We start from the raw sequence: 17,994 nt of genomic DNA on the forward strand, positions 1-17,994 counted from the left end.
AGGGCTCCAGAGCCGTCCAAGACCCGTCCCGCGGCGCCGATACCCCGTGGGTACGGCGGCAGCGTGGAGCTACGGGCCCTGCGCTACTTCGTGGCGGTCGCCGAGGAACTCCGCTTCGGCCGGGCCGCCACCCGCCTGCACATGAGCCAGCCGCCGCTGAGCCGGGCGATCAAGCAGTTGGAGGCCGATGTCGGGGCCCTGCTGTTCGCCCGCTCGCCTACGGGTGTCCGCGTACTCGTCGGAGTGCTCAGCCAGGTACGGATGAACGTGCTCAGCTCGACGTTCAGGAACGCGGGGCTTGGAGGATTTCGGGACGGCACGGAGTGCGACAATCTGGCCGTGTCTGAGGAACTGTCGCGCTGGTATCGAGGCCGTCTGGTCGTGGGGCCGTTCAGGCCGTTCGAGGTCGGTGAAGTTGAACGTCTCGAACGGGAGATCGGGCTGCCACTGCCGCGTTCCTACCGCTCGTTCCTGGAGGCGGCGGGCGGGGAGAGCCTCACGTACTCGGTCCGACTGCCGGCTTGCGACCCGGAGCCGCTCCAGAGTTTCGACGACCTCTATCAGCTCGGCCGTGACAACGACGGTGAATACGGCTGGGGCACCCTGCTGGGCGAGTACCGCCGCAGCCGTGATGGGCGGCTCGCCCATGAGGTCTCACTGGCCGGCCTTCTCCCGATCGCCCGCAACGGCGGGAGCGACAGCCTGTTCCTGGACCTGAACCCGGCGACCCATGGCCGGCTCCATGCCTTCGTGCGTGGCATCCCTCACCCGGGACACCTGTCGAAGGGGGTCTTCACCAAAGTCGCTGACGACTTCGACGCCTACCTCGACAGCCTCGTCGTCGATCCGGACGTCGCTGAAGACACCTGGGCCGATGTCGTCGACAGTGACTCCACCGACCCTTGGCGGCGGACCGTCGAGGAGTGGCTGGACAAGGAACTGCCGGGCTGGCGTGCTGAGCCGTGGGCAGCGGCCTGAGTTCCCGGGCGAGGTGATCGATCAAGCGACGTTGGTGTCGCGCTCGATGGCGGCGAGCCGGTTCTTCAGCCGGTGGCTCGGGCCGTTGGTGGAAACGACGTCGCAGTGGTGCAGGAGCCGGTCGAGGATGGCCGCGGCGAGGGCTTCGTCATCGAACGCCTGCCCCCATTCGCTGAAGGTCTTGTTCGAGGTCAGGATGATCGAGCCCTTCTCGTAGCACTTCGAGATCACCTGGAACACCAGGTTCGCCTCAGCCCGGTCCAGCGGCTGGTGGCCGACTTCATCGACGACGAGAACGCCGGGGCGAAGGTAGGTGCGGAGTCTGCTGTTGAGGCGTCCGGCAGCCTCGGCGACCTTGAGCCGGCGGACCATGTCGTCGAGGGTCGTGAAGTAGACGGAGAATCCGGCCCGGCAGGCGGCGACCGAGAGCGCGACGGCGATGTGTGTCTTCCCGACCCCGGGCGGGCCCAGCAAGGCCGCGTTGGCCTTGGCCTCGACGAAGGCGAGGGTGGCGAGGTCTTTGATCTTGCGGGGGTCGAGTTCGGGCTGGAAGGCGAAGTCCTACTCGTCGAGCGTTTTGCGGTGCGGCAGCTTGGACAGCCGCAGGCCCTGTCGGAAGCGCCGGTCGTCACGAATGGCGAGTTCCCCGGCCAGGACCAGGTCGAGGAAGTCGAGGTAGCCCATCCTGGCCTCGTCTGCCCGGCCGGCGTACTGGTTCAGGCTCTCGGCCAGGTGAGGCAGGCCGAGCTCTGCGGCCGTGGTGCGGATGCGGGTGCTGACCGGCTCGCTCCACTGTCGGGAAGACCGTCCCAGTGCTTCTCGTCGACGACGCAGGCTCCGCGGCCGACGGCCCTTGGGTGGATAGCCAGCAGGGTGTCGCCGTTGGCGTCGGGGACGGTGGAGTGCAGGATGATCTGGGACTTCATGGCCCTGACTTCCACCAGTTGGCGCGGGCGGACCTTGCGGGCCGGCACCGAGTAGAGGTTCGCGTCAAAGGCGACCAGACAGTCTTTGCCGACGTAGCGAAGGTGCCGCTGAGTGACCACGTAGGGTGTCGCCGGCAGGGGCCTGAGGGCCATGTGGTCGCGGATCGCGCGGTGCCCGATCACCTCGCCCTGGATGCCGTGGGACTTCGCCCGGCGCAACGGAACCCAGGCGTCGAAAGCGGAGTCCAGCTCCTCGATGGAGGAGGAGGACCGTCCGGCCAGGACGTGGTCGCGGACGATCAGAACTTGCCGCTCGACCCGGCCCTTCCCGGTGGGGCGGTAGGCCGCCAGCACGTCGAAGTCGTAGCGCCCGGCGACCCGACCGCCTCCGGGTGCGGCGGAACGGCCTCGCCCGGTGCGACGTGGCGTCGGACGGCGGTCTTGGTGCGGTCGTAGACGATCGGCATCGGCACCCCGCCGAAGTGGGCGAACGCCTGCCGGTGGCAGTCGAAGAAGGTGGCCAGGTCCTGGCCGGTGGTGAAGCAGCAGAACGGATCCCGCGAATAGGGCAAGGTCATGTGGAACGAGTAGACCTTCGGGACACCGACGTGGGCGAGGATCTGCCCTTCGTCTCCCCAATCGACCTGGGCCTGTGCCCCGGGCACGACCTCGAACCTGCGGTGCAGACCGGCCGGCTCGCCCGGACTGGTGCCCAGTTCCTCCGCGATCCGAGGCCGGGCCTCCTGCATGTAGAGCTTGACCCGCTGGTAGGTGCCGGTGAAGCCGTACTCGGCCACCAGCCGCTCGTGAACCACAGCCCCCTTGATCAGAACCTCGGACCGCAGCATCGCGTCGATCAGGGGCGCGACCTCGTCCACCTTCCGCCGACGGCCATGTCCGGGCGCAGCCCGACGAGGCGGGGCAACCGGGCCTTCAGGGGACAGGTACTTGCGGACGGTGCGGCGGTTGAGCCCCGTGTCCTTCGCGATCTCCGACAGACTCATTGCCCCGGACTCGAACAGCCCGCGAAAGCGTCGAAGCTCCATCCGTCGTTGCGGGTCCAAGACCACGGTCAGCCGCCCTCCGCCACCCTTCACAGGCCGGCAGCAGACTGCCCACGATCAATCCTTGGTACGTCATGAAGTGGGCACGTTCATCCGTACGTGACTGGGCACGTTCACGTGGACGCCGACAACGGGGCACGCTCACCACGGTGGGCTCGGTACTGCTCCACGAAGCGCGGGCCCTGCTCGACCACGCCGACCGCGTCCGGGTGTGCGTGAGCACCGCGGCCGGCGCCTCGACCCTCATCATCGGCATCCTGGGCGACGGCACCGGCCCGGGCGTGGCCAGGCTGGCCGCCGCCCACCGCCGAAGCCGCCCCGGCACCGACATCCGCATCCTTGACACCGATCTGACCGGCCCGACCTGCGAGCTGCGCGCCGGACTGGTCGACGTCGCACTGACCCGGGCGCCGTTCGACGAGACTGCCCTGACGGTGCGCGCCCTGCGAGCCGATCCGGTCGGCGTGGTCCTGCGCGCCGACGATCCGCCGGCCCGCCGCGACGGGCTGCGGCTGGCCGAGCTGAGCGACCGCCGCTGGTTCCAGTTCCCCAGGGCACCGACCCCATCTGGCAGTCGTACTGGAACGGCGGCAGGCCACGCCAGGGCCCAGTGGTCCGCGCCGTCCAGGAATGCCTGCAGACCGTGCTGCGGAACGGCACGGTCGGCCTGCCCCCTCGGACACGACCTGCCCGCCCAGGTGGCCAGGATCCCGCTGATCGACATGCCGCCGAGCCGAGTGGTGGCGGTGTGGAACGAGGGTGACAGCAACCCCTTGATCCGATCTTTCATCGAGATCGCGACAGCCGCGTACCGTCACTGAGCACCGGCAACCGCCACAACCGGTACTGTCACGGCCCGCGGGTCCTGGCACATCTTCCGTGAAGTCGAACCGACCCCCGGTGCCCCGAGGCCTGTGGCGATGGTGAACCGGCAAGTCAGTGGCTCGTCCACAAGCGGGCACGAGCCCGGCCGGCACGGTTTCACGGAAACCGCGCCAAAACCCGCTGGAGACCGTCGCCGACACCCACGACGCAAAAGCAGCGATCGAGTCGGGCGCCGCGCTGAAGAACCCGAAGGCCATCCCACACATGCGAGGACCGAAGGGGGCGGGCCGGGCACCGGCTTGCGGAGCCGACCGGGCGCGCGGCACCCTGATAGGCGAGAGCAGGTGCTGACGTGCACACCAGCGACGAGATCTACCACCGGGTGCTCTGGGACCCGCGCTTCGACCCCGAACGGTTCGTGATGGGGATCGCCGAGCGCGGGGCCCCGCCCAAGCGCGTCCTGCTCGGCGACTTCGTGCCGGGCGGGGAGATCCCCTGGCACCGCGTGGTGTTCTTCGAGGCGGACGGTCAGGTCGTCTGGGACCGCGCCTTCGGCATCGACAGACTCGACGAGACCCTCCTCGGACAGGTCCGTCCCATCCCCGCCCCCACACCCGGCGACGTCCTCGCCGTCCCGCCGACCAACCGCAGCGCCCTCGCCTGGCTGCCGCCGGCAGAGCTGTGGCCGCCCATCCAGCACATCCGCCGCGAACACGACCGGCAGATCCACCGCTGGCCGCCGCACGTCAACGTACTCTTCGGTTTCGTCCCCGAGGCCGAGTTCGCCCAGGCCCTGCCGCTGGTCGCCGCGGCACTCGCCGAGACGCCGCCGTTTACCGCCCGCCTGGCGGGCATCCACAGCTTCGGCCACCGCCAGGACGCCACCGTCTGGCTCGACCCGGCCGCCGCCGGCCACGAACCCTGGGCGCGGCTGCGGGAATCCCTGGAGCTCCGCTTCCCGCTGTGCGGATCACGCTCGCGCGGCTACACCCCGCACCTGTCCCTGGGCCGTACCCCGGACCCGCACCACCTCGCCCGCAAGGCAGAAGCCCTCCTCGCCCCCATGACGGCCCGGGTCGACGAGCTGGTCGTGCTCTCCCGGCACGGCGACGAACCGATGCGGATCCGGGCCCGCGTCCTGCTCGGCAGCGGCGCCATACGCCGCCCGGAACATCCACCCTCGCCCGGGCAACCCTCCACCACCACCCCTCCCGAGCAATGACCCCCGGCCCCGCCCGCACCACCTCACACACGTCACCCACCACACCCCACAGAAACCTAGAGCGAAACCTCTGGTGGAGAGCGACGGCAACGCCCCGACGGGCACCTCGGACGCGGCCCCGGCCGGCGAGCCGGCACATCCGGGCGCGTCTCCCCCACCCCCACGCTCCGAAACACATCACCGCAGGCCACGGACCGGCCGTCGACACGGTGCGCGGTACTCCTCGGACGGCAACCGAGTCCTCTTCCGTACTCGCGCCTGCGTCTCACTCCCGGCAACCGACCCCACAGGGGCGGGGACAGCCCACGGTGCCCCGCCGGAACAGCCGTGTCCGGAAGGAACCGCCGTAACCCGGAAGATCCCGCGAGCCGCGATGAATCCTGCGGCATTCGGCGTCGTACTGTCGAACCCGGTACCGAGGAGGGCTGCTGATGCGCAAGGTGACCTATTCGATGAGCGTCTCGCTTGACGGCTACATCGTCGGGCCCGACGGCAGCTTCGACTGGACGGTGCCCGATGAGGAGGTCTTTCGCTTCTGGATCGACGAGATCCAAGAGGTCGGCGTCCACCTGCTGGGACGACGGCTGTACGAGACGATGCTGTACTGGGAGACCGCTGACCAGGACCCCTCACTCAACGACGCGGAACTCGAATGGGCCGCACTCTGGAAACCGCTTCCCAAAGTGGTGTTCTCCACCACCCTGTCAGCGGTGCAGGGCCATGCCCGCCTGGCCTCCGACAGCCCGGCGGAGGAGATCAAACGTCTGCGGGCCGAGCCGGCCGAGAGCGACATCGCCATCGGCGGCGCGAGGCTCGCCGCCGAGGCAGCCGCGTCGGGTCTGATCGACGAGTACCGGGCCATGGTCTACCCGGTACTCGTCGGCGGCGGCATCCCGTTCTTCCCCCGGGACGAGCGCCGGGTGGATCTCGAACTCGTCGAGACCCGCACCTTCGACTCGGGAGTCGTCTATCTCCGCCACCGGGTGGCGCGCTGACGACCTCGTGCACGGCAAGCGGTGTGCCGTCGAGGGCTTCGGGGGATCGGTGTTCACCTCTGTCGTCGAGGTCCCAGGCTCGCGGTCTGCTGGTGAGACAGCAAGCCGGCGACGGAATGGAGCATGTCGCTCATGCGCTCGCGACGGCCGAGGTGGCGGGCCGGCGGCCGGTCGGCGGACCCGGATCTCGGTGCGGTCGATGATCCCGGTCTGCCCGCTGGTTCCGGGATGGTCGATGACTTCGGCCAGTGTTCGCAGCCGGACGCCGGGGCTGTCGCGCGCCCCCGCTCGGCGAGCGGTGCCAGGGCCCACTGCCACCATCACTGCCGCCTCCAGGGCCGCTACTCCCGGTTCATCGACATGACCCGGACCTGAAAGGAGATGCAGGGTCTCAAAATTCGCGCCACGACCTCAGCCCCGCTGACACATCGGTAACACTTACGAGCTGGTGTGCGGCAGCGGTGGATTTGTGTTTGCCTGGCCGGGGCCGTGGTCACGCGTTGGCGGTGCGGTCGGAGACGAGGCCGACGATGGCCCGGTAGGTGTCGGGCAGGACCTCGCGCCGGTGGGTCCAACGGGGCGGCTGCTTCCAGCGCTTGTGGTCGGCCAGGGCGTGCTCGACGGTGATGGGTTTCGTTGCGTGCGGCGGTCGCATCGTGCATCCGGCCAGGTCGCAGGGCATCGGCTTACAGCGTGCGGCCCCGGGCATCGGCGATGACGGTGGCCTTCATCGTGTTCTGCCTCTTCTTGCCCGAGACGAACGCGCGGCGTCCGCCGTGGCCGGCCAAGGGTCGGCGGACCTGGACCTCGGTGGCGGCCAGCCGCAGCTCCACGCCTCGGCCCGGGCACAGGCGAACAGATCGGCCAGGGTCCGCAGCCGCAGCCCCGGACGGTCGGGGACCGCGCATCCCCGCTCGGCCAGGAGCCCGCGTATCTCCCCGATCGCGCGGGTGACAGTGGAACGGTCGACACCGAACAGCAGGGCGAGGACCGTGTGCGGGAGATCGTGCCGCAGATGGATCAGAATGGCGGTCAGCCGGTCGACGAAGACCAACTGGTGCCGGGCACCGGCGCCTGCGGCCCGTTTCCTGGGCCCGCCACGTACTTCGTGACGGCGCCCCTCGACACCGGCATGCCACGGCTCTCCCAACTCCGTCACCAGTCTGGCGAGACGACGCCGGGAGATGCCCGTGAACAATCGATGGGCAAGAACCGTCCGACTGAACATGATCGCCACAGCCGGATCGTGTCACCCACCAGCACGGACGCCTCACCCGCTATCACACACCAGCTCGTATGTTCACATACCTTCTTGATGCGACCCGCCTCTTGAGGATCGGTCCGGGAAGGCCGCGCAGCCGCACGAGGCGGTGCGCGGCGACCAGACCTACTCCTCCCGTGCGGACCTGCGAACCTGCGAACCGCGCGCTGCTATGACGGCGCGGTATCGCTTGCACCATCCCCGCGCCTGCCGACCAAATCCGCAACCGCAAACTGCGCGGGCCTGTCGGCGGACGTCCACCGGCCTTCGATCGCGAGGACTACAAGGCCCGGCGCGCCGTCGAATGCGGCATCAACCGCTGAAGAGAAACCGCGCGGTCGCGATTCGGTACGACAGGCTCGCCGTCCGCTACCAGGCCACCGTGGCCATCGCCGCCATCGGCGAATGGCTCTGACCAGGATCCCTTGCCGACAAGCCCCCGAGACCCGAGTGACACCGCCGTCTACTCCACTTGGCGACTCGCCCGCAGCACTTCCTCCGCAATGCGCTTCGCGTCAGGGCGAAGGGACAGAAGCAGATCCTCAGGACACCCGCCGTCCCGGGCCGGGATCCGCCCCAATGACTCCGCTGCCGAGGCAAGCACGAGCTCGTCCTCGACCGGCGAACCGGCCACATCGACGAGCGCCTGCACCACGTGCTCACCCGAGTACGCCTCAAGGTCCATCGCGGCATCGTCACGCTCGTCGATACGAGCAGTGCCGTCCAGCAGAATCGAGATCAACCCCGCCGGCCGCGGCACAACCACACTTGCCTCCTCATGGAACGCCGCCACCGGCATCCACGCGTCAGGCGTCTTGGTCGAACGAGACCCCCGGCGATAGGCGCAGGCGCAGGCGCAGGCGCAAAGGGGGATCGACCGCATCCAGACGGTGGATGCTCTCATGGGCCGCGGTCCGTGACGCCTCGGATACCGGTGCCCGAGTAGTCGGCGGACTCGAGCAGGAGGCCGAGGAATCTGGGCAGGTCATCGATGAAGCACCAGCTGTTGCCATGCCAGTCGCGTCCCGAGGCCTCTGGCTGCGTCTCTTGGCAGCCTCGCCCCGCTGCCGGGGTCCGGAAGCTTCCCAGCCCTGATCTTGTGCGCTGTCGAGGTGACCGTAGCTGAGGGTCGCACGTCAGGCCTCCCTCTCCAGTTGAGCCGTTGCCCGGCTGGGCCGGCACGAAGCATCCCCGTACCGATGAGGTCACCGGCGGCCACGATGCCTCCCCGGGCTACACGCCTGAACAGGTTGCCGAGGAGGCTCGCTTGTGGGCGCTCGTCCGCGAGTTGTCGATCCGGGTCTCTACCCATCCGTTCTGGGACAGCCTGGAGCCGGGGCCGGGGTAGTGGACGCACGTATGCGGCTCAAGCATCGTCCGAAGGCCCAGCCGGACGCCGCGGGCACTCCGCCGGCTGTCCAGGTCTGTCGACGTCGACATCGGCTTCTGCATGATCCAGCAGCAGATCCGGCCCTTGAGCCGGTCGGTTGTGGCGGCCGTGCGGCCGGTCATGTCATCCTCCGATCGGTAGCCCTGCTCTTCCCGCCGGAGGTCGACATGGCGCTCCTTCCCGACATCACCGCTTTCTACGAGGCCGGCGACGAGGCCGGCCGTCTCGTTTCCGGGCGCACCATCGGGACGGTGGAGCTGGTTCGGACGCAGGAACTCCTGCGTGCGCACCTGCCGCCCTCGCCCGCGTCCGTGCTGGATGTCGGCGGCGGGCCTGGGGTGCACGCGCGCTGGCTCACCGACAGCGGTTATCAGGTTCTCGTCGTCGACCCGGTGGAGAAGCACGTACGGCAGGCCCGTCGGCAGGGGCTGGCTGCCCTCGTCGGTGACGCGCGGCAGCTCGAGCAGGCAGACCTGTCGTTCGACGCCGTGCTGATGCTCGGTCCCCTCTATCACCTGCCGGACGGAACCGGGCGTGCTCGTGCGTGGCGGGAAGCCCATCGTGTGGTCAAGCCCGGTGGTCTGGTCGCCGCGGCCGCCCTCAACCGGTACGCCAAGCTCCTGGACCTGAACTCGCCTCGTGCCCTGGACATCGCGGCGACGGGGCTTCGCGTCCGCCGGGACGGCCCCACCACGTACTACCACGCCCCCTCGGAGCTCTGCGCCGAGGCCCGGCAAGCCGGCCTCGGCGACCTGACGCTCTACGGGCTGCACGGGCCCGCCTACGAAGCCTTGAGAGCGGAGGAGCGCCGGACCGGGACAAAGAACCTGGGCGTGAAGGCGCTCGAAACCGCCCTTGCCGCCGCGCGGTTCACCGACGGCCACCCGGAGCTCGTGGTGTCCAGCCTGCACCTGCTGGCCGTTGCGCGCCGACCACCCGTCGCCGTGAACCCGATCATCCCTTAGCCTTCCGCGGTCGTGCCGTTCCCGTGCGTCCTCCAGGGACAGGCGGGCACGAAGTCGCTTACCTGACTGAGTACATTCACGTGTGCGCCGACACCGTGGGCCGGTCCGCATGCCGACAGGAGCCGGCACCAGGTGCGGCCCGACGTCGTCGCGAAGATGATCGCGGCCAGGGCCTCACGGTCACCGGCCCGAAGCAGGCTTCTTCGGGTCGGATGAAGGCGCGACGGCTCTTCGAGCCGGGCTCCTCACAGCCGCCCAGGTCCGGGCCGGACACAGTTTTGACCTTGCCCCCGGCTTCGTCCGCTGCTGAGCTTGAATGCGTGATGTCGGCCGGTCGTCCATGATCAGGCCGGTTGCGGTCATCCCACCCGGGGTCGAGCCGGTGCGGTCCGTAGACGGGTGGCCCGGGCGCGGTTGCGGGCCCGGAGAGCCCGGCGCTCCCCGGCCTCGGCGAGCACCGCGGCTCTGGCTTCCTCTCCGGCGTCGAACGCCGCCGGAGAGAAGCGGTCGCTGGCTCTGACGTGCCGTTCCCAGTCGTCCTGCCAGAACTCCACCGTCCAGCCCGGCCACAACTCTGGTACTTGGTAGGCCCGCGGCGAGGAGTAGAGGGACCACCAGCCCAGATGGCGACGTTCCGGGTCGAGGTGGATGCCGGAGTTGACGTGCAGGCGGCAGCCTCCGTGCCCGGGGGCGTCTGCCAGGCGGTCGAGCAGGGCGGCGCCCTCGCGGACAGGGTGGTCGAAGGCGTCAGAGGCGACGTGGCAGCGGCCGGTGCTGACCGTGATCACCACACCGCCCGGGTCCGGCCCGGCCAAGTCCTCTTCGTCGGGGGCGAGGAGCGGGGCCAAAGAGGGCTCCGAATCGCGGCAGCGGACGTACTCCGGGTCCAGCCCGACGTACTCACGCAGTTCGGCCGAGCCGTCGTACAGCCAGCGGACCTCCCAGCCCGGCCACGCGGCTCGGATCAGCCCGAACACGGCCGCGCGGTGGCGGAGTTCAGTGCTGGGCCCCTCCCAGGCGAAGAACAGGAGCACCTTCCGGCCGAGGTCGAGCAGTATCCCGCCCTGGGCCATGGTGTCGTCCAACCACCAGCCGTCCTGGCGGAGCCCGGGAAGCATGGCGAGAACCGGCGTCGGCCCTTCCAGCAGATCGAGGTCGATTCCGACCGCCCAGCCGGTCCGGTACAACTCGTGTGTCCCGTTCTCGCGGACCACGATGACGTTGGCTCTCTCTCCCATTGGGTCAGGATGACCGGGCGGGAGGCCGTCGGCCAGGTCCGGACGGTACTGGATCTGCTTGAGCCTGCGTTCGACGGCGCGAGTGATCTGGCCGAGGCCCGGCTGCGGCGAGGTTGCCGATGTCGCGTTTGACCAGCGACCAGATGCCCTCTTGCGGGCTCAGGTCCGGTGCGTAACCCGGAAGTCGGAAGACGGTGCGCCAGTCCGCGTGGTCGGCGATGAATCGGCGCATCGCCTCGACCAGGTGCATGCGCAGGTCGTCCCAGACCAGCACGATCGGGCCGCCGAGCTGGATGTGCGCTGTGACCATCAGGCCGCACAGGTCGCGCCAGCCGATGTCCTTCGGCTCACCCTTGCGGCCCCGGTACTCGCGGACCGAGTAGAACATCCGGGACCGCTTCCCCGGCCTGTAGCAGGTCAACCCGGCCATGGACACCCGGCCCGAGCCCCGGCCGCGGACCCGGACCACTGGCGTTGAGCCCTTGCGTCCCCGGCTTCTCGCGCGCGGCGGCGTCATCGACTGCCCGGCTTCGTCCTCGAAGACGATCCAGCCGTCACACGCCGCCGCGGTGCCCTTACCCGCGGCCAGGTCTCCTTCTTCCAGACCTCGACCGCCGCGTCGTCACGCTCGATCGCCCGCCGAGCCGGCTGCTGCCAGGACCAGCCGTGCCGCTTCAGCAGCAGCCACGTGCCCTCCACGGTGTAGCTCACGTGGAACAGTGCACCCTGCCAGCCGTGCCCCATGTCGATTCCCCCAGGGGGTCGTGGAGTGGATGGGTGGTGCCGCTGTCAGGAGCGGGGGTCTGTGCGGGAGTGGTTCGGGCAGTGACACGGCTCGGTGAGCAACTGCCGGATCCGCTCGCCCGCCTCGGCAGCGTCGCGGGCCGGCGCCGGGAACAGCAGACGGACGTCGCAGTGGCCGACCGCGTACTCGCAGCGAAGCGTGATCGAGTGTCGGTCCAGGGCGTACGGGACGGCCCGGACGATACCGCCGGGGACCTGGGACCCGGCAAGGTCCAGCAGCTGCTCCGTCAATTCGCCGTGCGAGTCGACGAGATGGGTCAGCACGGCGGCTTCCTCGACGGCGAGGGGATCGGCCTGCGTGAAGGCGAACTCCTCCGGGTCGATGTCCACCGTTCCCCCCGGAGTGCCCAGCCGGACGCGCGCGGAGTCCAGCCGCAGCTCGTCGCCGTCCGTCGGGGTGAGCCGCCCGGAGACCGTGACCCTCGCCCGTACGCGGTTGCGGACCGCGGTCGGGGCGATGTCGGTGAACTCCAGCAGGGCGGCCAGACCGCCGTCCGACGCCTCGGCGATCTGCTGGGCCAGCAGGCTGCCGGCTTGAGGGTGGAGCGTGATGGTGCCGTCGGTGCCGACGGAGTGCATGCCGATCAGGTCGTAGTCCCGTCCGGCGGTCGTGAGGGACAGTGAGATCGCGCGCGAGAGAACGGTGCGCACATGCTCCGCTGCGGTCGGCCGGGGAGCGGCGACGGTGACGTGGGTACTCAACGGGCCTCCATGCGGGACAGACTGAATCGGCGGCCTCCATCCGTCGGCGCGCCCACGCCCCTCCGAATGAGGTAAGGCTAACCTTACTTCTCGCTTGCGTCTTGCCCAGACGGTGAGAGCGGAACATGACGCACGCCACATGAACGGCTGGAGGGCACGGCCTGCCTCCGCGCTGTCCCCGCAAGGGGCGCCGCTTCCTCGCGATGACCCGCCGGGATGATCGGGGCCATGCTGTTGGAGTTCCTGTCCGTCGCCGCTCTGGTCGTGGGGCTGGTGTGCGCCGTGGTTCGTCCCTTCCGCCGGCCGGAGGCCGCCTTCGCGGGGCCCGCCGCTGTCGTGTCGCCGTCGGGGCAATCCCGATGGCCGTCGTACGGGACGAGGCCGCTCGGCTCGGGCCGGTGATCGGTTTCCTGGCCGCGGTCGTGGTGCTCGCCAATCTGTACGACGACGAGGGGCTCTTCCACGCCTACGGGACCCGGCCGGCGCAGTGGCTACGGCGCCCGCTCAGAGCGGTCTTCGTGCTCGCCTCCACGGTCACGGCGGCACTGAGAGCCTGGACGTCACCGTGGTCCTGCTGACCCCGGTGGTCTTCACCACCGTCGTCCGGATGGGCATCCGGCGAAGCCCCACGTCTACGCGAGCGCCCACCTGTCGAACACCGCCTCGCTGCTCCTGTTGGTGTCGAACCGCTCCTGTTGGTGTCGAACTTGACGAACCTGCTCGCGTTCGCCGCCGCCTGGCTTCGTCCACGAGGACGGGTTCTGGCACAGCTTCCGTTCAGCAGCCACGGTGAGTAACGACTGCGCGTGTTCGGGTCCCAGCCCGGCCAGGGGCCTGTCCAGCCGCTGTGCGGCTCACTTCGGCAGTGGCCGACTGGAGCCCGGTGGCGGCGTCGGTGAGGCGCCGTGAAGGAATTTACGGGCTGCGCCGCCGGGCCGTCGCGTGGGGGCGGCCACCGATGAAACCAGGTGTCCGCCCGATGCGTCGTACCGGCAGCGCCCGCCATCCGCGACGGCCGGTTCTTACGGCCTTTCAGGCATGCGGCGTTCGTCGCAGATGCGGTCCGTGGCCGACCGCGGCCCCGTCGGCCGGGGGTGCCCGGCCGACGGGAGCGGGATCAGACGGTTGCGGCGAGCCAGCCGATGGTCTCGGTGGTGTGCTTCCCGTCGCTCTTGGTGGCGCCGGCGTACACCTCGTTCAGACGGATCAAGAAGCCGGTGGTGGTGACGTCGTGGATGCGGATGCCGGGCGTCTCCGGACCGTTGAAGGTCTGGGTCAGGGGCAGAACGACGACGCTGGAGCCGGGCGGGAACGGGGTGGGGAACGTGACGCGGGTGAAGGTCGACGTGTTGCCGCCGGCCGTCTCGATCGCGTTGTCGGACTTCAGGTCGATCTTGCCGGTCTGAATGAAGCTCATCGCTGACTTCCTGATCTAGGGGATCGCTCGGCCGACGTCGTCGGCCGAGGCAAGGCTTGTCCGGCTACCGGCCGTGTATGCCGAAGTCCTGCGGATGAGTGATCGCGTTCCAGCCATAGCCCGAGTGCGCCGCCCGGCGGGCCGGGCGACACCGTGGCCGACTCGGATGTGGACGTGCGCATCCGTCACTCACCGCGTCCGCTGTACGGAAGTCGTGCCAGAACCCGTTCTCGTGGAGAAAGCCGGCACGCTGCTTGTCATCGGCAGGGATGACCGAACTGTGCCTCCGTGGCGGCAAGGCACCGCAGTTGTCGCCGAACCGGCAGGCTGTTCGGCACCAGCGGTCCGGACAGCAGGGTTGTTGTCCCAGACGCAGCCGTCTCTGATCGGCTGCTACGGGGAGGTGAGGGGGACGGTGATCGCGAGATGTCCGTCGTAGTCGGGTTGCGGCATATCGAGAGCGTTCATACGGGTGGCCAGGTGGCCGATCACGCGGCTGGTGAGTGACTCGTCCGGTGCGGCTGTGCCCTCTGGAGGCAGGTGCGTTTCGTCCTCACTCGGTGGGTTGCTGCCGAAGTAGCGGGCTGTGTCCATGTTGACGACCCAGCAGGCCAGCGCGACCTTGATCCGTCCGGGTGCCGTCAGACGTGCCCGGACGTGGGCACACATGTTGAAGCCGTCTCCGCGGAAGGTGACCGTCGTGGAGGGCTCCTGGCCGTCAGCGCACTGGTGCATCAGCTCGCGTACGGCCGGTTCCACGACGGCTCGAGCCATGGGTTCTGTGTAGACCATCTGATCTCCTCGTCAAACGCTGAAGGTCCCAGGCGGGACTTTCCACGGCTACACCTGCCTCGCACGACGGGAGGACGCTACCGCTCTTTGCGACAACGAGCCCGCCTTTGTGACCCCTACCGCGCTTCGACTCGACGGGTAATCGATGCTCGCCACAAAAGGATCCGAATTCAGCAGGAGATGTCCAGGCAACCGCGACCATTACTTCCACCCGGGCAAACTCCACGCCGACAAGGCCTACGCCGTCCCTGACCTGCGTCGACGGCTCCGCCGCACGCGTATCACGCCCCGCATCGCCCGCAGAGGCACCGAGTCGAAGGAGTGCCTGGGCCGGCACCGGCGGGTGATCGAGGGGACCATCTCCTGGCTGACCGGATAACGCCGGCTCGCCCACCGCTACGAGCACAACCCTCGCAGCTACCTGGCGTTTCTCGGCCTCGCCGCAGCCATCTGCCGCTACAAGCGGCTCCTGCGCCTGACCACATGGGACACGGTCTTGAACACGACCTGGCCGAGGTCGGCGACGGCAGCGCCCGCTTCGTCGACGGCTGCGGCCTCAAGCCCCACGCCGAAGGGCAGAGCTTTGGGGTCGACTGCGGAGGTCCTTATCAGGGAGCAAGGGACGGACCGTGGATGCGGGTCAGGGGGTGTCGGTTCGCATCGTGGTGACTGCCACGGTGGCGTAACGCATCCTGAAGCTTCCTCCTGCGGCGTCGATGGCGGCGCCGACGCCGGCCAGCACCTTCTCCAGCTTGGCCGGCGGAAGCCGGGTGAAGGCGCCCTGGGTGGGTAGCTGATCCAGCCACTCGTCCCGCGTATAGGCCCGTTCCCAGTCGAACCGCCACTGCTCGGGGGCGACGAACCCGCCCACCTGCCGTATGCCGTCGGCCGCCTTGGCGCACAGTGCCGTGTAGCCGTCCACGGCCGGCACCGTCCATTGACGTTCGGCGAGCGAGTCGGGCATCACCCGGCGGTAGACCTCGGCGAAGGCTTCCGCCACTTGGGGCAAGGGTTGGCCCGCGTTCCAAAAGAGGGCCAGCAGACCGCGGGGACGCAGGACCTGTGCCGCTTTGGCGGCTCCGGCGACCGGGTCCACCCAGTGCCAGGTCTGTCCGGAAACGACGGCGTCGAACTTTCGGCCTGCCGGATCCCAGGCCTCGAACGCCGCCACCTCGACGTCGAGTCCGCGCCGGCGTGCCAGGTCGGCCATCCGGGCGTCGACGTCGACGCCCAGCGCCCGGAATCCGGCCGCTTCCAACTGCCGGGCCACGATGCCGGTGCCACAGCCGACGTCGAGGACATCGGGGCCGGGGCTGGCGGCGACGATCCGGTCCACCAGTGCTTGGGGATAGCTGGGCCGAGCCCGGTCGTAGCGCTCGGCGTCCGAGCCGAACGACTCTGCCACCTGTCGGTTTTCATGGGATGCGCGTTCGGGGCGAGGAGCTCGCCCCGGCGGTAGAGTGGGCATGTGCCCACTATTAGTGGGCACATGCCCACTCGTCAACCCGAATGGGCTGACCTAGAACAAGGAGATGCACGGTGCCCACGGGAGTAGCCATCCGCGACGTGCGCGGCCAACTGTTCGACGCCGCCGAGCGTGTTCTGCTCCGGGACGGGCCGAGCGCGCTCACCAGCCGGGCGGTCACCACGGAGGCGGGCTGCGCCAAGGGGGTCCTGCACCGACACTTCGCCGATTTCGACGCCTTCCTCGCCGAGCTCGTCCTGGACCGCATCGCCCGGATCGACGACCAGGCCGCCGTCCTGCGCAAGTCCGCCGGAACCGGCACCATCACCCACAACCTGACCCAGGCATTGCTGGAGCTGTTCGAATCGGTTGCGGTGGCCGCCGTCAGCCTCGTCACCTCCCGGGACGCCTTGCGCGCCCGACTGCGCGAGGTCAGGCCCGCAGGCGTCCCGATCCTGACCGATGCCGCGACCGCGATCGCCTCCTACCTCGCTGCCGAGCGTGAGCTCGGCCGCATCGCTGCGGACGCTGACGTCGACACGCTCGCTCCCACTCTCATCGGAGCCGCGCACATGCTGTTCGCCGACCGACAAGGCACCCCACCAGGAGACGGAGACGTCCGCAAAGTCGTCACCGCAGTCATCGCCGGCGTTGAGCGAGAACCGCTGTGGTAAGAGGTCCCAACAGAAACTGTTGATCACGCGACTGTCGGCTTGGGTGGGCGTCGGCCGGTTCGCGGCGGAGAGGGACGCTCGGCCGTGGATCGTGCCGGACGAATTGTGGCTGCTCGTCGAGCCGTTGTTGCCGGTCCCGGCGCCGAAGCCGGTGACGGGGCGGCCGCGGGTTCCTGACCGACAGGCTCTGTGCGGGATCCTGTTCGTGCTCCACACCGGCATCCCGTGGGAGTACCTGCCCCAGGAGCTCGGTGCACCTGGTCCTGCTCAAGAAGCTGCGCTCGGCCTAGCAGCTCGACTGGTCGCGGGCGGTGATCGACTCCAGCCACGTCCGGGCCGCCCGCAGAGGCCCCGAAGCGGGCCCAGCCCGGTCGACCGCGCACGGCCGGGCAGCAAACACCACGTCCTGGTCGACGGACAGGGCATTCCGCTCGCGGTGTCGCTGACCGGCGGAAACCACAACGACATCACCCAACTGATGCCCCTGCTCGCCGAGGTCCCCGCCGTCGCCGGCCTGGTCGGCCGACCGGAGCCACGACCACGACAAGTACCGCCGCCTGGTCCGGGCCCAGGGCATCAAACCGGTGATCGTCCGCTGAGGCATCCCGCACGGCTCCGGCCTGGGTGTTCACCGCCGGGTCGTCGAGCGGACCATCGCCTGGCTGCACGGCTTCCGGCGCCTGCGCGTCCGATGGGAACGACGCGACGACATCCACGAAGCCTTCCTCGGCCTCGCCAGCTGCCTCATCACCCACCGACACGCCCAACGCCCTTGTCAGGACCTCTGAGCGGCCGGAGGCCGCGTAGTCGAGCCGACTCGTCAGCCGGCAAGACCCCCGTCGCTTTTCAGCAGCTGGCCGTTGATCAGTTGTGTCCGTCCGATCGGTGATCGCTGATGCGGTGTGGGACCGGATCGAGCCGCCGATGCCGGCCGATCCGGTCCGCGGTCGGCGGTGGGCCGATCACTGCCGAACATTGGAGGCCATCGCCTGGAAGTACCGCACTGGCCCATCGCGGCATTCCCGGCCGGCCTGCGTGAGTTCCTGTCATCGCTGCAACGCTTCCTCGCGCTCAAGGCGGCGCCCGCGGTCGAACCGGTCGCCGGTCTCGTGCATGAAGGCGACCAGGGCGATGACATCGGGCTGGAGCGGTGCGGGCAACAGCAGCCGTGCCGTCAGGTACTCGGCCGGGGCGAACCGCAGCGCCGGACGGCGCTGCGCCGTGTACCCCCGGCAGGCTTCCGGATGCCCGCGCGGTCGAGGACGCGTTGCCACAT

At 69.3% G+C, this 17,994-nt stretch carries 14 protein-coding genes and 8 pseudogenes; 10 read left to right on the forward strand and 12 right to left on the reverse strand.

Translation table 11 applies throughout. From position 1 onward, the window contains the following. The first annotated feature begins 63 nt into the window (after nucleotides 1–63). A complete protein-coding gene (locus tag K7G60_RS22450; protein ID WP_308081868.1) occupies nucleotides 64–978 on the forward strand; it encodes a LysR family transcriptional regulator in 915 nt (304 codons plus the stop codon). 21 nt (nucleotides 979–999) lie between these two features. On the opposite strand, the pseudogene istB reads toward K7G60_RS22450, so the two are convergent. Both istB and istA read right to left on the reverse strand, forming a co-directional pair. Then, nucleotides 1,000–1,791: pseudogene (istB, locus tag K7G60_RS22455) on the reverse strand (IS21-like element helper ATPase IstB). Next, nucleotides 1,695–2,950, reverse strand: a pseudogene (gene istA, locus K7G60_RS22460) (IS21 family transposase). The pseudogenes istB and istA overlap by 97 nt, the downstream one beginning before the upstream one ends. A gap of 167 nt (nucleotides 2,951–3,117) precedes the next feature. Here istA and K7G60_RS22465 point away from each other — a divergent pair. The 3 genes from K7G60_RS22465 (at nucleotide 3,118) to K7G60_RS22475 (ending at nucleotide 6,010) form a co-directional block, all read left to right on the forward strand. Next, nucleotides 3,118–3,789, forward strand: coding sequence for a LysR substrate-binding domain-containing protein (locus tag K7G60_RS22465; RefSeq protein ID WP_225802730.1), 672 nt, complete (start codon nucleotides 3,118–3,120; stop codon nucleotides 3,787–3,789). Nucleotides 3,790–4,145: 356 nt separating this feature from the next. Further along, on the forward strand, nucleotides 4,146–5,015 hold the full coding sequence (locus tag K7G60_RS22470; RefSeq protein WP_374115662.1) for an RNA repair domain-containing protein: 870 nt from the start codon (nucleotides 4,146–4,148) through the stop codon (nucleotides 5,013–5,015). Between the two features lie 431 nt (nucleotides 5,016–5,446). Further along, a complete protein-coding gene (locus K7G60_RS22475) occupies nucleotides 5,447–6,010 on the forward strand; it encodes a dihydrofolate reductase family protein (protein ID WP_225802731.1) in 564 nt (187 codons plus the stop codon). A gap of 493 nt (nucleotides 6,011–6,503) precedes the next feature. Here K7G60_RS22475 and K7G60_RS22480 read toward each other — a convergent pair. Together K7G60_RS22480 and K7G60_RS22485 are read right to left on the reverse strand one after the other, a co-directional pair. Continuing rightward, nucleotides 6,504–7,238: pseudogene (locus tag K7G60_RS22480) on the reverse strand (transposase family protein). 496 nt (nucleotides 7,239–7,734) lie between these two features. Continuing rightward, nucleotides 7,735–8,175 (reverse strand): hypothetical protein, encoded by a 441-nt coding sequence (locus K7G60_RS22485; RefSeq protein WP_225802732.1) that lies wholly within the window; start codon nucleotides 8,173–8,175, stop codon nucleotides 7,735–7,737. Between the two features lie 653 nt (nucleotides 8,176–8,828). On the opposite strand from K7G60_RS22485, the gene K7G60_RS22490 reads away from it, so the two are divergent. After that, nucleotides 8,829–9,626, forward strand: a complete 798-nt coding sequence (locus tag K7G60_RS22490) for a bifunctional 2-polyprenyl-6-hydroxyphenol methylase/3-demethylubiquinol 3-O-methyltransferase UbiG (protein ID WP_225802733.1) — start codon at nucleotides 8,829–8,831, stop codon at nucleotides 9,624–9,626. 359 nt (nucleotides 9,627–9,985) lie between these two features. Here the strand turns inward: K7G60_RS22490 and K7G60_RS22495 are convergent, their stop codons facing one another. The 4 genes and pseudogenes from K7G60_RS22495 to K7G60_RS22510 all read right to left on the reverse strand — a co-directional run bounded on the left by K7G60_RS22495 (nucleotide 9,986) and on the right by K7G60_RS22510 (nucleotide 12,370). Beyond that, complete coding sequence (locus K7G60_RS22495; RefSeq protein WP_225802734.1) at nucleotides 9,986–10,864, reverse strand: hypothetical protein; 879 nt, start codon at nucleotides 10,862–10,864, stop codon at nucleotides 9,986–9,988. A gap of 4 nt (nucleotides 10,865–10,868) precedes the next feature. Then, nucleotides 10,869–11,252 carry a transposase gene (locus tag K7G60_RS22500; protein WP_374115663.1) on the reverse strand — a complete coding sequence of 128 codons (384 nt, stop codon included), beginning with the start codon at nucleotides 11,250–11,252 and terminating at the stop codon, nucleotides 10,869–10,871. 125 nt (nucleotides 11,253–11,377) lie between these two features. Beyond that, nucleotides 11,378–11,590 (reverse strand): annotated as a pseudogene (locus tag K7G60_RS22505) (winged helix-turn-helix domain-containing protein); the annotation flags it as partial. Between the two features lie 63 nt (nucleotides 11,591–11,653). Further along, nucleotides 11,654–12,370 carry a DUF2470 domain-containing protein gene (locus tag K7G60_RS22510; protein ID WP_225802735.1) on the reverse strand — a complete coding sequence of 239 codons (717 nt, stop codon included), beginning with the start codon at nucleotides 12,368–12,370 and terminating at the stop codon, nucleotides 11,654–11,656. 216 nt (nucleotides 12,371–12,586) lie between these two features. Between K7G60_RS22510 and K7G60_RS22515 the strand changes: the two are divergent. Then, a pseudogene (locus K7G60_RS22515) lies at nucleotides 12,587–13,149 on the forward strand (SLC13 family permease); the annotation flags it as partial. Between the two features lie 338 nt (nucleotides 13,150–13,487). Here the strand turns inward: K7G60_RS22515 and K7G60_RS22520 are convergent. Together K7G60_RS22520 and K7G60_RS22525 are read right to left on the reverse strand one after the other, a co-directional pair. Beyond that, a complete protein-coding gene (locus tag K7G60_RS22520; RefSeq protein WP_225802736.1) occupies nucleotides 13,488–13,787 on the reverse strand; it encodes a hypothetical protein in 300 nt (99 codons plus the stop codon). Between the two features lie 393 nt (nucleotides 13,788–14,180). Then, the gene (locus tag K7G60_RS22525; protein ID WP_225802737.1) at nucleotides 14,181–14,561 is read right to left on the reverse strand and encodes a hypothetical protein; all 381 of its coding nucleotides are present in this window, start codon (nucleotides 14,559–14,561) and stop codon (nucleotides 14,181–14,183) included. Between the two features lie 208 nt (nucleotides 14,562–14,769). Here K7G60_RS22525 and K7G60_RS39455 point away from each other — a divergent pair. Further along, nucleotides 14,770–15,063 (forward strand): annotated as a pseudogene (locus tag K7G60_RS39455) (IS5/IS1182 family transposase); the annotation flags it as partial. Nucleotides 15,064–15,219: 156 nt separating this feature from the next. Here the strand turns inward: K7G60_RS39455 and K7G60_RS22535 are convergent. After that, nucleotides 15,220–16,047: a class I SAM-dependent methyltransferase gene (locus tag K7G60_RS22535; RefSeq protein WP_263986191.1), complete on the reverse strand. Its 828-nt coding sequence runs from the start codon at nucleotides 16,045–16,047 to the stop codon at nucleotides 15,220–15,222. Nucleotides 16,048–16,118: 71 nt separating this feature from the next. Here K7G60_RS22535 and K7G60_RS22540 point away from each other — a divergent pair, with 71 nt between their 5' ends. The 3 genes and pseudogenes from K7G60_RS22540 to K7G60_RS22550 all read left to right on the forward strand — a co-directional run. After that, on the forward strand, nucleotides 16,119–16,718 hold the full coding sequence (locus K7G60_RS22540) for a TetR/AcrR family transcriptional regulator (protein ID WP_225802739.1): 600 nt from the start codon (nucleotides 16,119–16,121) through the stop codon (nucleotides 16,716–16,718). An 88-nt stretch (nucleotides 16,719–16,806) separates the two neighbouring features. Further along, nucleotides 16,807–17,506, forward strand: a pseudogene (locus tag K7G60_RS22545) (IS5 family transposase). 82 nt (nucleotides 17,507–17,588) lie between these two features. Further along, a pseudogene (locus K7G60_RS22550) lies at nucleotides 17,589–17,730 on the forward strand (IS5/IS1182 family transposase); the annotation flags it as partial. A 34-nt stretch (nucleotides 17,731–17,764) separates the two neighbouring features. Here K7G60_RS22550 and K7G60_RS22555 read toward each other — a convergent pair. Next, the gene (locus K7G60_RS22555) at nucleotides 17,765–17,992 is read right to left on the reverse strand and encodes a hypothetical protein (RefSeq protein WP_225802740.1); all 228 of its coding nucleotides are present in this window, start codon (nucleotides 17,990–17,992) and stop codon (nucleotides 17,765–17,767) included. Nucleotides 17,993–17,994 lie beyond the last annotated feature (2 nt).

The organism is Streptomyces sp. NK15101, from assembly GCF_020400725.1.
In the GTDB taxonomy this organism is placed as follows: Bacteria; Actinomycetota; Actinomycetes; order Streptomycetales; family Streptomycetaceae; genus Streptomyces.

Coding starts and splice junctions, on each gene's coding strand:
- K7G60_RS22475 (WP_225802731.1), top strand. CDS start 5,447: ATGCGCAAGGTGACCTATTCGATGAGCGTCTCGCTTGACGGCTACATC.
- K7G60_RS22485 (WP_225802732.1), bottom strand. CDS start 8,175: ATGAGAGCATCCACCGTCTGGATGCGGTCGATCCCCCTTTGCGCCTGC.
- K7G60_RS22490 (WP_225802733.1), top strand. CDS start 8,829: ATGGCGCTCCTTCCCGACATCACCGCTTTCTACGAGGCCGGCGACGAG.
- K7G60_RS22495 (WP_225802734.1), bottom strand. CDS start 10,864: ATGGGAGAGAGAGCCAACGTCATCGTGGTCCGCGAGAACGGGACACAC.
- K7G60_RS22500 (WP_374115663.1), bottom strand. CDS start 11,252: ATGTTCTACTCGGTCCGCGAGTACCGGGGCCGCAAGGGTGAGCCGAAG.
- K7G60_RS22520 (WP_225802736.1), bottom strand. CDS start 13,787: ATGAGCTTCATTCAGACCGGCAAGATCGACCTGAAGTCCGACAACGCG.
- K7G60_RS22525 (WP_225802737.1), bottom strand. CDS start 14,561: ATGGCTCGAGCCGTCGTGGAACCGGCCGTACGCGAGCTGATGCACCAG.
- K7G60_RS22535 (WP_263986191.1), bottom strand. CDS start 16,047: ATGCCCACTCTACCGCCGGGGCGAGCTCCTCGCCCCGAACGCGCATCC.